Genomic DNA, 14,886 nt, shown 5'->3' on the forward strand with positions numbered 1-14,886 from the left:
CTTAAACAAAAACATGAAAAAATTATTTACCTCAGCATTACTGGCATTGGTACTCAGTGTCAATGTATATGCACAGGAAAAAACTTACTTCGATGAAAACTGGGAAAAAACCACCCAGGAGAACATGGAATATTACCGTGAAACAACTCCTAAAGGAAAATTAACCCTTATCAAAGACTTCTACAAGGACGGAAAACTTCAAATGGAAGGATTGGCTTCTGATACCACTCCCAACAGTGAAATTTTTGATGGAAAAGTAACCTGGTATACCCCTGAAGGAAAAGTATTGAATTTTGCCACGTATTCTAATGGCCTGCAGGTGGGTCCAGCTCAGACTTATGATATAAAAGGCAGACTGACAGAAGATGTTGTTTACAAAGCAGACGGAAATTTCTCAGGAAAGATGTTCAGCTATAAAGATGCCGAAGATGGAATGGATTTTAATATTCTGGTTGATTACGAAAACTCAACGCCTGTAAAAACAACCGTTTATGATGATGATATTAAAGGGATCAGAAATGAAACCATCATTGATAAGGACAGCAACACTGAAACAAAATATTACGGTGAAAAAGGAAAATATCTTGGCAGCAGTACTACTTCCGGTTCGGGTGAAAATATGATGGTCGATTATTATTCCAGTCCAATGAGGATTTCTAAGATAGAAAAATACAGAAAGGACGGCAGTGTAAAGGAAAGTGTTATCTATAGCAAAACAGGAAAGATCTTACAGGAGCAGAAAATGAATAAAAAAGATGGCTATAAAACCACTTACGATGAGTCGGGTAAAAAAATAGGCCATCTGGTATACCAATATGATAAGGAAAATGATATTTATACTCCAATGGATGGGGATGACTATCAGCTGGCTTATGAATATTCACAGATTTCCTCTGTTGATACATATGAAAAGGGTTCAATAGTAACAAGTAAATCCTTTGATGAAAACGGAAAATTATCTTCTGAAAAGTTTTTAAAAGATGACATCGCACAGGAAATTAAATATTATTCACCGGATGGAAAGCTGAAATCTACATTAACATACAAAGATGGTATCCCTTATAATGGTACTACTTATGAAGGTTTTAGTGAAACAGTTTATAAGGAAGGTATCATCGTAAATATCAAAAACTTTTTTGAAGGTGATACTACGAAGCTGAGTTTTGAAAAAAAGCTGAACGCTAAACAAACAGGCTATGATGCAACTGTTTATGATACCAAAGGTACTCTTTTATATACATTCGCACAACCGATCAGTGAAGATGGGGAAGATTATTCCTTCACAGCACAAATCACACAGTATGTAAAAGGGAAGCCTGCGAATAAGTCTTCTGTAAAAGCAGGTGTTATTCAAAGTGGAAAAATCAGAATAAAAACATGGGATGGAGCTAAAGAACTTGAACGCAGCGGGAAATGGATCTTGTTAAAACTTTATAATATGGATGGGAAACTCATTCAGGAAACTAAAACACTGGCCGATGCTCAGGATGAAAATGCTTCTGCTGAAAACCAGACACTGATTAGTGAAGATGATCTGCACTATCTGTTTGACTAATTACCACATCTCTATATCAAAATATCAAAGGCGGTTTCAATCTTTTGGAACCGCTTTTTTATTTCTGACCCTCTACTTGAATAAGCAGATTTATTTTTAACTGCCGGATTTACAAATAAAAAAAAGAGACCACTATTTCTAGCAGTCTCTACAATTATAATTGTGTTTCGTTTGCCTTACTGAATAATCAGTTTTAAAGTAAACAGTTTTCTTCCGTGTACTTTTACAAAATAAACGCCAGCTGGAAGATTTTCATTCACCAAAGAAAAGCGTTGGTTATTGATATTTTTCGATACATACAGCAGCTCTCCTGAAGCTGAGACCAATTCAATTTTTTCAATCGGATAATCACTCTTTATGAAAGTAGGCTGTCCTGGTTTGGTTGGGTTTGGATACAGCACTACATTTTTCTCTGTACTTCTGGTTTCTTCTGTTCCTAAAGTGGGTGAAGCCACCTGGAATTGTACTCTGTTGGAAACCTCTGTATAGGAATCATTGGTAAACATTACCATATAATAGTTTCCTGGTGTTGCAGGCACAGCTGTTCCCTGGATTGTTTTTGTTCCCTGTGTTACTCCATCAAAATAAGTATAAGAAACAAAGTTGTCATCCGGTGTCTGAACACTTTGCGGATAAATTCCTAACCAGTCTTTGATGATTCCCGGAGAATCTGTCCATGAAGCAGTGATATTTTCTCCTAAAGTATACACTGGTTTATTGATCCATAGATCAGTAACAATATCTCCTACTTTAAAAAACACCTTCTCCCCGATTCCGTTATATCCGTCTTCCAGTAAATATTGTGCATAATAATATCCTTTCGGAAGTCCTGTAAAATTCAAAGTTCCTGCTGCAGTGGTTACATAGCTCCATTTAATGGCAGCTGTAGTTCCCGGAGTCTGCCCCATTTTATAAATTCCGATCCAGTCTTTCTGTAAATTAGGTCCATTTGTAAAATTGATCACAACTGTTCCTCCTACAGGATAAGTATCAGCAGTAGCCTGAAGCTGTACTTTCGGTCCTACATAGAAATTTTTTCTTGCAGTGATTTCTGTATACCCTCCATTGGCGAAGAATCCTGCAAAATACTGTCCTTTATTAGCTAAACCATTGTTGAAAGTAACGGTTCCTGCAGTCTGCCCATTCGTATAAATATATCCTTGTGAAGTTGTAGAAGCCGGAGTTTGCCCTTTCTTATAAATTCCTACCCAATCCTGCTGGTTACCAGGGCCACCTGTATAAGTAGCAGTGATAGCTTCATTTTGAGCATATTCTGTTTTGTTTAACGTAAAAGTAGGATTTGAAACTACACTTCCTGTAATTTCGAACTGCTTCACATCACTCCAGTCGCTCCACTCAAGGTTTCTGTCTCTGTAACGGGTTTTCACATAATAGATACCGTTTGGAATAGAGTTCGCAGCTAATGTTGCTTTTGTGATATCTACTCCGTCATTCAGGTTTTTGGTTTTATCCGGAGTTCCGTTTCCGTCTTTTCCGAACCAGTTTTCAAAATCACGGTAGAACTCTTTTTCAATCACAGAAAAATTCGAGGTTTTACTGATCAGGAACTGTGTGGTGTTTAACAGTTCTCCGTTTGAAGATGAGAATGCACTTCCATTCAATGTCAATGGTAAAGTAGTAGTACCCGTGAAATTGTTTGTGATGGATGGTTTTGCCGGTTTAGGCTGGTTTTTATATCTATGGAAAGAATCTACCAGTACATTGTTCTTCTTATTGTATACTCCACCGATAGAATAACATTCTATATCTACCTTTCCTGTCGGAATATCTACTTCCACGATCTGGTAGGTCCAGTCTGTTAATGTTTTCTGAACATCATCAAAATCCTGCTCATTAGACATTCCCCAATATTGATCCCAGGCTGTTCCCCCTGAAATAATCTGATAATTTGGTGTATTTTTAAGCTGACCTCTGTGATATAAATGATGGTGAGCTCCTACATGCATTAAATATTTATCAGAAGTTACCAGAAGCGGTACTGCATTATCTCTTACCCATGTAGAAATATCTCCCACATATTGCTCAGCCTGGTAAGGTCTATGGCTCAAAGAAATAATCCAGTCTACTGTAGAATCATTGTTTGCTGCCGTTAAGATTTGCTGAAGCCATGTCTGCTGTGCAGATCCTGTATGCTCAGAACTTAAACTCACAAACAAAACGTTACCAGCCTGCTGGGCATAATAATTTTCATTTCCTGAGCTTATCCCTTTATAACTAATTTCATCGATATAAAAGTGAGCATAATAAGAATTCATTCCTAAAGAACCGTACGTCTCATGGTTTCCTACCGTGGTCTGAATAGGAAGGTAAGGTGATAATTTGATATTCTTTTTAAAGTGAACATTTTCATAGTGATCCAATGTCCCTACGTCTACCTGATCACCCACCATAAAAGTAAGCGCAATATTATCAGAAGGATCTGAAGTCGCTCCAAACTTTTCTTTTAATTTCTTATAAGCATTCAAAGTAAGCGTGTCATACCTGGGTTCTGCTTTAATCTGGTTATCTCCCATGATAAGGAAGCGTATCTTTCCATTGGTCGTTACCGCCTGCCCTGGCAAAGGAAGTGTTCTGAAATTGTAAACAGCAGACTCGCTGGTTCCCGTTTTTATCTTATAATAATATTTAGTATTCGGCTGCAAATTGGTAACCTTTGCCGTATGATAATAATAGTTATTGTTGTATCCGGTATCTGAGAAGATATTGGTTGTCCCTGTTACCGTCACATTCAAATTCGTTGGAGAATTTCCGTAAATTACAGTTGTTTCATTATTGGAAGCTGTTTTCCAATTGACGATCATAGAATTCGGAGTCGGGTTTTGTAAATAAGGAAACAAAACCTGCCCGAAAGCCATCTGGACCGCGAAACAAAAAAAGAAGAAATAATGTTTCATAATAGCTTTAGTTTTAAAATTGACATATAGTTTTAAGTTGTGAATCAGGAATTTAAAAAATCACTGTTCGGATTTTTTACTTCGGGCAAAAGTAGAATTCCCATATAAACTCTGTCTGATGGTACTTTAAAGAAACCGTTAACTTTTTAGCAAAACCGGAACGAAAAAATTATAGTTTTTAGCACATTAAATATTTGGCGTATTCAAAAACTATTTTGTACATTTGCAACCTGTTATTCAACCTCTGACGAAGAACGTGTAAGTTGCTTAGCTTTAACATTTTATTTTATTAATAATGGATTTATTAAAGTACGTACAAGACAAGTACATTGCGAAAAAAGAATTCCCTGAATTCAAAGCAGGTGATACAATTACTGTGTATTACGAAATTAAAGAAGGACAAAAGACAAGAACTCAGTTCTTCAAAGGAACAGTTATCCAATTAAGAGGTACTGGTTCTACAAAAACTTTCACTATCAGAAAAATGAGTGGTGATGTAGGTGTAGAAAGAGTATTCCCTATTAACATGCCTGCACTTCAAAAAATCGAAGTTGATAGAAGAGGTAGAGTTAGAAGAGCTAGAATTTACTACTTCAGAGACCTTAGAGGTAAAAAAGCAAGAATTAAAGACGCTGCTTACAAGAAGAAATAATTCAGACAACAATACATACAAAAAGAGGCTGTTTACTTATAAACAGTCTCTTTTTTTGTTTAAATATTTTTTTACTTTCTGTATGGAGTTCCTTCTCCGGTTTCCAGAAACTTTGTCAAACTGCCGAGAAACTGCCGCCAGCCATTTGAGCAGATCTCATAACATTCAATATCCGGATTCAGTCCGATATGGGTAAGCATCAGTACACTACTCTTTTCCTTTTGTTCCATTTCCCAGACTATCGTTGTACCAATCCATTCTGTCTGATTTTTTAATTCAGGAAGAGCAATCAGTGAATCTTCAACCCACCACACAATTTTTGTATTGTGAATCAATTCCTTTACCCGCATTGTTTTGTGAATTTGGTCTCCAAATCTTATGGTGAAAAGATTTCCAGCCTCCGAAGATGAACCTTCAAACAATTCAGTCCACCACAAAGGAATTTCCTGGGTCAGCGCATGATAAATTCTATCTGCAGTACTGTTGACCTCAATTTCATATATATAATCCTCAACATTATTGGTATTAATTGTTTTCATAAAATATTGTATTAGGTAGTACAATTTTATGACATTTACTGTAAACCAGGCTTTTCATAGGACAAGAAATAGAGTATCACATCAAGACAAGGTTTAAAATCTTGACAGGGTTCACAATGGTACTTTTTATCAGCTGCAAAAAAGCTACTCATTCTTCATAAGATACTGCAAAGGGGTTGAGCCTGTATGTTTTTTGAAAAATTCAATAAAAGCGCTGTCAGATGAAAAGTCTAAAATATGCGACACCTCTCCTATTGAATTGCCTTCCACCAAAAGCTCAATCGATCGCTGCAGCCGCCACTGCTGCCTCCATTCCTGATAAGACAGTCCGGTTTCCTTTTTAAAGATACGGCTGATTGTTTTCTCTACTGCTCCTGTTTTTTCTGCAAGATCTTTCAACATGGGTGGTATAGACTTGCGCAGTGTCCATTCTTCAACTGTTTTTTTAAAGCGTCTGTCCTGAGGCATTTTAAGTTCCAGTTTTTCTTCCGGAGCCATACTCATTTCGTCCCAGAATACTTTTAAAAGATTCATTTGATTATTACCCAAATCCGACCACTCCCAAAAACAAATTCTTTCTATAATCTCTTTTAGCAAAGCGTTTACATGAAGAACCTTCAGATCAGAGGTCATATATTTTTTTGAATAATTTTCATCAAAATAAATTGATCTATAGGCTACTACATTCCGAAAATTGACCCGATGAACCTCATTGGCAGGAATCCATAGCATACGGAACGGAGGAAGAACCAACTGTTTATCAGAAGTGGTAACAGTCATACAGCCAGAGGGAGCATACAACAGCTGAGCCTTCGTTTTATGATAATGAAAGCCAGAATCATGCATCACCATATCAGAGGCTATTCCTATTACTTTCTCCTGAATAGAATCAGCATTAAATTCTTCATTTTGCTTCAGTATAGCCATGTCCTATTTTTGATATTTTTTGTTTTTATATCATTATAAATATACCTTGTTTTTTGGAAACTTTGCAGAAAAAAATGAAAAAGACAAATCCTATCTGGCTATTGACATTGCTTGTAATGCTTCCACAATTTGTAGAAACCATTTACAGCCCTGTTTTACCGATGGTACAGCAACAGTTCGGAGTAAAAGAAGAAGCTGCTACTCTGACGATCAGCCTGTATTTTATAGCATTTGCCCTGGGCGTGGCATTTTGGGGTGTACAGTGTGACAGAATTGGAAGAAAAAAGTCATTGGAATATGGTCTCATCACCTATGGAATCGGAACCTTGGCTGCAGTTTTTGCTCCTAACTTTATGATTCTTCTTGGTGCCAGAATTATTTCAGCATTTGGAATTTCTGTAGGGTCTATTGTGACACAAACTATTTTAAGAGACAGCTATGACAAAGATAATATCAGCAAAGTATTTTCCTGGATTGGAATTGTTTTATCCATAAGCCCTGTAGTGGGAATGATTACCGGTTCTGTATTGGCTTCTTCTGTGGGACATCAGGGAGTATTTATAACATTATGTTTGCTGGGAATATTATTCTTCGCTCTTTCAAAACAAAAAATTTCCGAAACCCATCATTCGGTAAAAGAAATTAATGCAGGTACTTTAATCAATTTATTAAGAAGAATGCTTCATGATAAAGCCATTATCAGATGTTGCTTATTAATCATGAGTTTTAATGTCCTGTTGTTTTCATACTATTCACTGGCTCCTTTTATCTTTAAGAAATATCATTATTCCTCTTATGTTTTTGGATATAGCAGTGTTATACTGGCATGTGGAACATTCGCCGGGGCAAAACTCAACAGATCCCTGATATTGAAGAATATACAACCTAAATATTTAGTTAAAGCAAGTACATTTTCAGCATTTGTCGCTTCTATTTTCGTATGGATTCTATCAAGCACAGGAATTTACTTTTTAATCCCTTATTTTTTCATTGTAATGGCATTTAGCATTGCGATTCCTAATATCCTAAGTACAGCGTTAATGAATTACAAAAATGAAACAGGAAGTGCAGGTGCTTTATTAGGATTGATTTATTATGTTCTGATAGGCTCCGGGCTTGTAAGTATTGGTTTTATACAGAATCTGGGAATTTCATGTATATTGTTTTCAGGTATAGGAGTTTGTACCTTATTGTTCTTTGAAAATAAGAAACATTAAGTTTAACTATTTTTTATTAAACTTAATGTTTCAAATATTTTTATTCTTCTACTTTATAAAATTGTACAATGCTTCAAAAAATTTCGGATATACTTCTATATGGGGAAGATGACCTACATGATCAATCTCTACCAGCTTTGAACCTGCAATTTCCCGCTGGGTTTTCTTTCCCAATTCCTGATATTGCCCCATTTTCGGCTGAAGTTCCTTTGGTGCTCTGTCTTTTCCTATAGCTGTTCTGTCTCTTGTTCCAATGATAAGCAATGTAGGAACCCTGATATTTTTAAATTCATAACATACCGGCTGGTTGTAAATCATATCTGAGGTAAGTGCTGCATCCCAGGCTACCTGAGGATACTCTTTATGAAGGGTCCATCCGGCAATTAAATCAAGCCAGGGTTGATATTCTTCTTTCCATTTGTTGTCATAATAGAATTTCAGCTGATAGTTTTTATAAGTTTCAGCTGTATTTTTCAGTTCAGCCTGATACGCCTGATCAATGGTCTGATAAGCTGCAAAAGTCTTATAATCTTCCAGTCCAATCGGATTCTCAAGAATCAGTTTTTGTACTTTCTCAGGATACAGTAATGTAAATCGGGTCGCCACCATTCCTCCCATGGAATGCCCCAAAACGATAGCTTTATCTATTTTCAATTCATCGAGAATTCCTTTTGTATTTTCCGCCAGCTGTGAAAAGGAAAACTGGTAATCATGAGGTTTCGAAGACTTTCCAAATCCTATCTGATCAGGAATCACCACTCTGAATCCTTTAGCAGAAAGATCTTTAGCTGTTCTTTCCCAATAAGCCCCGTTAAAATTTTTCCCATGAAGAAGCATGATTACTTTTCCATTGGATTTCTGTGGCTGTACATCCATATATGCCATTTTCAAATCTTGCCCCTGAGATTTGAGCGTAAGAAAATGAACTTCATAAGGATATTGATAATCGGAAAGCATTGCATCCAGAGGTTTTACCTGCGAAAACATAAAACCGGAGACCGTAAAAGTAAAAACAGTCATTATATTTCTGAAATATTTCATGAAACTTTTATTTAAAGATTAAAATTAAAAAAACCGCTCCAAAAGGAACGGTTTCAACTGTTATTTTTAGTTAAATATTTTTTAGATAATTATGCCATTGAGATATTTTTTCCTTTTTTTGAAGGCAAATTCATCAAAACAATCGCAAAAAGAATCAGGACAATTCCTACCCATTGGATGAAAAATACTTTCTCTCCCAATAACACAAAAGCCATGGTAACGGAAACCGGAAGCTCCAGTGATGAAACGATACTTCCCAACCCTAATCCTGCATTTGGAAATCCAACATTGAACAGAATTGGCGGGATAATTGTTCCAAAAAGAGCCAGTACCAATCCATACGTGGGAAATATTGAATAATTAAATGAGTGGATATGTTCTGTATTATCTGTAAAATTCAGGTATAATGATTTTAAACCATCAAAATACATGGGTCCTATCTGGGCAAAGAATAAAAATGCAAATACCACTACTGAACCTCCTGCCAGCATAATAATACTCTTCCTGAAAACCGGAAGATGGGTTGCCAGCGTATTGGACGTAAACATTGTCAGGGTATATGAAGCTGCTGCCATCAGTCCCCAGAAAACTCCATGCCAGTCCAGTTCTATTTCCATATTGATAAGATTCGTTGCCAGAACGGTTCCCAACAATACGATAACTACAGAAACAACTTTCCTCGCGTTGGGCAGTTTTCTTGTGATCATACTTTCCACCACTACACTGAACCATACCGACTGCATCAATAATACAATGGCAATCGATACATTGATATATTGTACCGCAATATAATAGAACAAACTTGTTCCTCCCAAAGAAGTTCCTGCAAGCAAGAGCATTCTTACTTCTTTAGAATTGGGCATCGATAATTTCTGTTTTGAGGTTAGGGTTTGAATAAGATTAAGGATCAAAAGCCCTGTCAAACCTAATACGAATTGGGAAGTAGTTACTTCTGAGGTTGTAAAACCATCATGGTAAGCCATTTTCACAAAAGTGGCCAACATACCATATATACTAGCTCCAATCCCTACAAATAAAACACCTTTTAGTATATTTTTCTTCTTCATAATTTTTTTAACAGCCTGCAAAGGTACGACATATAAATTAAACCATTCTGAAGTGTACTACTGATAGATAAATAAAATCGCCACAAGCAAGCTTGTGGCGATTTTTTAAATTGATTATAAAAGTAAATTATTTTTTAACCATTACTTTCGAAGCAGCTTCGAAACCTAGTCCTTTGATTTTAACCATATAAGTTCCGTTAACAAGATTGCTTGTTGAAATTGCTTTTTTAGCATCTGGTGAGATTTTATCTTCTGTAGAAACCAGTTTACCAGACATATCATAAAGTTCTACACTTACTTTTCCAAGGGTATTGCTTGGGAATTTAATATAAAACTCGTCCTTAGCAGGGTTTGGATAGATAGAAATATCCTTGTTCTTATTTGCATTTACATCATTGGTAGCCAATAAACATGCTTCCGGTACATTAAAGTCCTGAACCTGATCATTAATATTATTCTTCACTCCTGCTGAAGCATTCACTCCTAGACCTCTTCTTGCGAAAACGCCCCAGATCATACATTTATCAACCCCCGCAGTTGTTGCCAACTCTGCAGCCAATATTGCATTTCTTCCTTCAATAAAGCTAGGATTACAACCCTGAAGTTTCAGAGCGTCTGTTACCAACTGTAATACTTTTGTACTTCCGTTTGAAGTTGTAGATAATACATCTGAAGAATAACCATATTTTTCAACATATTTCCAGTGAAGATCCCATAGCATCGTTGCCCAGACAAAACCGATAGAGTGTACATCCGGAACCACTGCCGATCCGTTATTGTATTCCATTCCGTTAGTATCTCCGTAGGTAAATCCGTTAACAGCAAGGCTTGTAGAATATTTTGCAGGTCTGATACCAGCTCCTGTTATTGCCTGACCTAATGCATAAGTACCTGTACCTCTTGCTACCGTAGCATTATCGCCTGCTTTATTAGTTAACATTAACGCGAAGAAATCAGACCATCCTTCTCCCATTTGTTCTTTGCTCACTCCTGAATTCAGACAGTTGTATCCTGTACCAGTCATTCTGTTGGATATTCCGTGACCATATTCGTGAGTTACGATTCCGTTATCAAAGCTTCCGTCAGGAGTCATATTTCCTTTTAAGGTAACATTTACTGTAGTACTTGCTGCAAGCTGAGTTTTGATATATTCTCCTTCTGCATTGTTAATAAGTACTGAAGAAATCGTAATTGTAGGATCATTACCCGCCATATTTCCTATCGTAGCACCATTTGCAACGTTATTATATACAATAGCCGCTTTAGCACCTGCATCCTGAAGGTTTTTCACTTTAACAGCAAAGGAACATGTTCCTCTTTCAACCAGTCCTATTTTATTAGTCAATGAACTTGCAGGCAAAGCTGTACAACCATCCAAAACTGATGAAAGTGCAACATCTCCTGTTATTCCGTTCATGGGTAATGGAGCACCAAACTGTGCAGTTCCGGCTCCCGGTGTACGGGAAACAGCCGCTGTAGGTGCATTATAATAAAATACTCTTCCCACCGGAGACCAAAGATACATCTGCATTTTACCATTATAGCCATCCTGTCCTGACGAGAAATTCGCGTTATTTAATCCGCTTCCATCCTGCGCTTCAGCATATACAGAGTCATCATCTCCTCCTACAGGCCCATTACCAAAGTTGTTCTGCTGGAAATTTCTTGCAGATTCTGTAAATCCGAATTTATAGAAAACATCATGAATTCTATTATTCAGATAAAATAAATTCGTAATAGCAGCATTTCTGTTGTTTAATGGAGTTTCATTGATATTAAAAGGGAAATCAAAATTTCTTGTTGCTCCACCATCTGCCGGAGCTCCTGTAAGATAATCAGGTGCTGTTAAAGCTGTTCCTGCAGCATCTTCATAGGCAAAAACATTGTTTCCTCTGGTAACAGTATAATGATTAGTTCCGTCAGAATGCCATCCTTCAGGGGAAGCACTCAGAATCCAAGGATTCGTAATGACTGATCTTGAACCAAAAGTAGGTGCTTCAATAGGCAATGGAAATACATTATATGATGCATTATCCGGTAAAAGCAATGGAATATTATTCTGTGCTATGTTATTTTGAGGACCAACTAATGTATTTTCAAAATGATCAGCATGGCTGTATTCAGTATCGGAACCATAAGCATCATGATGGAAATTACAATACAATGTCAGGTTACTTTTCAAAAGGATATTTCCATTGTTGGCATCTACCAAAATATTCCAGAAATTCGGAGATTTAGGCTCATTTAAAGTATATTCATATGCCAGACGAAGGTTTCCGCTCTCATCATTCATATACACCAGTCTTTGATTGGCTGATGTAGCTTTCTTTTGCGTCTTTTCAAGATATTCAAGAATGGTGAAGTTTGCAATATCAGGGTTTTTAAGATCTTCAGCAATTTTTTGAAGCGCTGTATTTTTATTAATTGCAGCTGTACCAGATGTAGAGGTAGTATAATCTTTTACAAAATTATCTGTGTAGTAAACAATTTTATTGTCCTGAATCAATGCTGTTCCTACAGAACTGTATACAGGTAAACCTTTATACGTCTGTAAAAATTTAACAACATTACCATTCAATGATTTTGAAGGATCTACATTATCAACAATGATATTATTCAGATCAGACTTTTTATATTCCCTTATTTTATTTTGAGAAATATAATCCTTAATCAGTTTTTCATTATCCTGTCCGAACAATATTGTCGGAAACGCAGAAAATACTGCAAATAAAAGTGGTAAAGCTTTGTTTTTCATATCCATTATTAAAGGCGCTAATCTACAAATAATTCACATAACTTCATTAATTTTTTTGACAAAAATAAAAATATAAACAAATACCAATAGAAAGGATAAATTCAAAACTGTTTTACATATTTCTCAATTAAGAGAACCCTATATTACATTTGTGTTTGTCTGATTATGTTTACCTCGTTTTTTGCTTTTTTAAGTTTAAATATTTCGTTAAACCTATCCGGTAATTTATATAAACTCCCGATCTACAACTCATCCAATTTTAATGTTTTTTTAATATTTCATAAAAAACTTCTTACTTTCAATGCATTAGAAGATATCTGATATCATACATAGACCCATAAAAAAAGCCGCTCAAATGAGCGGCTCCTTATCTATAAATGGTTCAAAGATTATTTACCTTCTTCCATTTTTCTTTTCAACTCTGCTAATGCATCGATGTCTCCAAGAGTAGATCTTTCTTCGTTGTTAGAAGAAGAAGATACGTTTCTAGAAGAAGATTCTTTAACGTTTTTCTTTTCTTCGTCTCTGAAGATACCTGTGTGAGATACTACTACTCTCTTGAATTCTTTGTTGAATTCGATTACTTTGAATTGAGCATCTTCACCTTTTTTGATTTTAGATCCATCTTCTTTCTCTAATAATCTTGAAGGACAGAAAGCTTCAACCTCAGCATCTTCGAATTGAACAGAAGCTCCTTTATCGTGAACTTCTACAGCTTTACCAGCGTGGATAGTTCCTTCAGCATATTTAGTTTCGAATTTATCCCATGGGTTTTCAGTCAATTGCTTGTGACCTAGAGATAATCTTCTAGCTTGGATATCTAATTCAAGAACTACAACGTCTAATTTATCACCTACTGCGCAGAACTCAGATGGGTGCTTGATTTTCTTAGTCCAAGAAAGATCAGAGATGTAGATTAATCCGTCGATACCTTCTTCTAACTCTACGAATACACCAAAGTTAGTGAAGTTTCTTACCGTTCCTACATGCTGAGATCCTACAGGATACTTAGCTTCGATGTTTTCCCATGGATCTTTAGACAATTGCTTGATACCAAGAGAAATTTTTCTTTCTTCTCTATCTAAAGTTAATACTTCAGCTTCTACTTCATCACCTACTTTTACGAAATCTCCAGCAGATCTTAAGTGAGTAGACCAAGACATTTCAGAAACGTGGATTAATCCTTCTACACCTGGAGCGATTTCTACGAATGCACCATAGTCAGCAAGAACTACTACTTTTCCTTTTACTTTGTCACCTACTTTCAAGTCAGCAGAAAGAGCATCCCAAGGATGAGCTTCTAATTGCTTCATACCTAATTGGATTCTTGTTTTCTCATCATCGAAATCAAGGATTACAACTTTCACAGTCTGTCCGTCTTCCAGGATTTCAGATGGGTGGTTCACTCTAGACCAAGAAAGGTCTGTAATGTGGATCAATCCATCAACACCTCCTAAGTCAATGAATACACCGTAAGAAGTGATATTCTTAACAGTACCTTCAAGAACCTGACCTTTTTCAAGCTGAGCGATGATTTCTTTTTTCTGACCTTCGATATCTGCTTCGATCAATGCTTTGTGAGATACAACTACGTTTTTGAACTCAGGGTTGATTTTCACAACTTTGAACTCCATAGTTTTTCCTACGAACTGATCGTAATCTTTAATTGGCTTAACGTCAATTTGAGAACCAGGTAAGAATGCTTCGATTCCGTGAACGTCAACGATCATACCACCTTTAGTTCTAGATTTAACAAAACCGTTAACGATTTCTCCAGTTTCGTGAAGTTCGTTTACTTTATCCCAAGCTTTAAGCGTTCTAGCTTTTCTGTGAGATAACTGTAATTGTCCAGTTTTGTCTTCTCTCTTGTCAACCATTACTTCTACCTCGTCACCTACTTTAAGGCCTTGGTTGTAACGGAATTCGTTTAGAGAGATAACACCTTCAGATTTGAAGTTGATGTCTACGATAGCTTCTTTATCAGTTAATCTTACAACTTTACCAACTAAAACGTCGTTATCGTCTAGGTTGTTTAAAGATCCGTTGTAGATTTCTTCTAAATCGCTTTTTTCTTTTCTCGCATCTGCATCAAGACCTGATTCGAATGAATCCCAATCAAATTGTTCTGGTGCTACGTTTTGGTTTAATAAAACCTCTGCTGAATTTGTCTCTTTTGACATTTTCTAATAAAATTTGTATTCCTTCTTTTTTAATGGTT

Annotated in this window: 10 protein-coding genes; 3 read left to right on the forward strand and 7 right to left on the reverse strand. The window is 36.2% G+C overall.

The window, feature by feature from the left end; translation table 11 throughout:
• Positions 1–13: 13 nt before the first annotated feature.
• Positions 14–1,555 (forward strand): toxin-antitoxin system YwqK family antitoxin, encoded by a 1,542-nt coding sequence (locus tag ODR02_RS02180; protein ID WP_309511477.1) that lies wholly within the window; start codon positions 14–16, stop codon positions 1,553–1,555.
• A gap of 176 nt (positions 1,556–1,731) precedes the next feature.
• On the opposite strand, the gene ODR02_RS02185 is transcribed toward ODR02_RS02180, so the two are convergent.
• Positions 1,732–4,470, reverse strand: a complete 2,739-nt coding sequence (locus ODR02_RS02185; protein ID WP_309511478.1) for a fibronectin type III domain-containing protein — start codon at positions 4,468–4,470, stop codon at positions 1,732–1,734.
• Between the two features lie 295 nt (positions 4,471–4,765).
• On the opposite strand from ODR02_RS02185, the gene rplS reads away from it, so the two are divergent.
• Positions 4,766–5,122, forward strand: coding sequence for a 50S ribosomal protein L19 (gene rplS / locus ODR02_RS02190; protein WP_002980648.1), 357 nt, complete (start codon positions 4,766–4,768; stop codon positions 5,120–5,122).
• 71 nt (positions 5,123–5,193) lie between these two features.
• Here rplS and ODR02_RS02195 read toward each other — a convergent pair whose 3' ends face one another.
• Entirely contained in the window at positions 5,194–5,661 is a 468-nt protein-coding gene (locus ODR02_RS02195; RefSeq protein WP_309511479.1) for an SRPBCC family protein, read from the reverse strand.
• A gap of 144 nt (positions 5,662–5,805) precedes the next feature.
• Positions 5,806–6,588: an AraC family transcriptional regulator gene (locus ODR02_RS02200; RefSeq protein WP_309511480.1), complete on the reverse strand. Its 783-nt coding sequence runs from the start codon at positions 6,586–6,588 to the stop codon at positions 5,806–5,808.
• A gap of 74 nt (positions 6,589–6,662) precedes the next feature.
• On the opposite strand from ODR02_RS02200, the gene ODR02_RS02205 reads away from it, so the two are divergent.
• Positions 6,663–7,805: a Bcr/CflA family efflux MFS transporter gene (locus ODR02_RS02205; protein ID WP_309511481.1), complete on the forward strand. Its 1,143-nt coding sequence runs from the start codon at positions 6,663–6,665 to the stop codon at positions 7,803–7,805.
• Between the two features lie 48 nt (positions 7,806–7,853).
• On the opposite strand, the gene ODR02_RS02210 is transcribed toward ODR02_RS02205, so the two are convergent.
• The 4 genes from ODR02_RS02210 to rpsA all read right to left on the reverse strand — a co-directional run bounded on the left by ODR02_RS02210 (position 7,854) and on the right by rpsA (position 14,848).
• Positions 7,854–8,846: an alpha/beta fold hydrolase gene (locus tag ODR02_RS02210; RefSeq protein ID WP_309511482.1), complete on the reverse strand. Its 993-nt coding sequence runs from the start codon at positions 8,844–8,846 to the stop codon at positions 7,854–7,856.
• An 89-nt stretch (positions 8,847–8,935) separates the two neighbouring features.
• Positions 8,936–9,913 carry an EamA family transporter gene (locus tag ODR02_RS02215; protein ID WP_309511483.1) on the reverse strand — a complete coding sequence of 326 codons (978 nt, stop codon included), beginning with the start codon at positions 9,911–9,913 and terminating at the stop codon, positions 8,936–8,938.
• Positions 9,914–10,040: 127 nt separating this feature from the next.
• Positions 10,041–12,668 (reverse strand): T9SS-dependent M36 family metallopeptidase, encoded by a 2,628-nt coding sequence (locus tag ODR02_RS02220; RefSeq protein ID WP_309511484.1) that lies wholly within the window; start codon positions 12,666–12,668, stop codon positions 10,041–10,043.
• A gap of 389 nt (positions 12,669–13,057) precedes the next feature.
• Entirely contained in the window at positions 13,058–14,848 is a 1,791-nt protein-coding gene (gene rpsA, locus ODR02_RS02225) for a 30S ribosomal protein S1 (protein WP_149834761.1), read from the reverse strand.
• Between the last annotated feature and the right edge of the window lie 38 nt (positions 14,849–14,886).

The sequence above is a fragment of the Chryseobacterium sp. CFS2 genome, assembly GCF_036543225.1.
In the GTDB taxonomy this organism is placed as follows: domain Bacteria; phylum Bacteroidota; class Bacteroidia; order Flavobacteriales; family Weeksellaceae; genus Chryseobacterium; species Chryseobacterium culicis_A.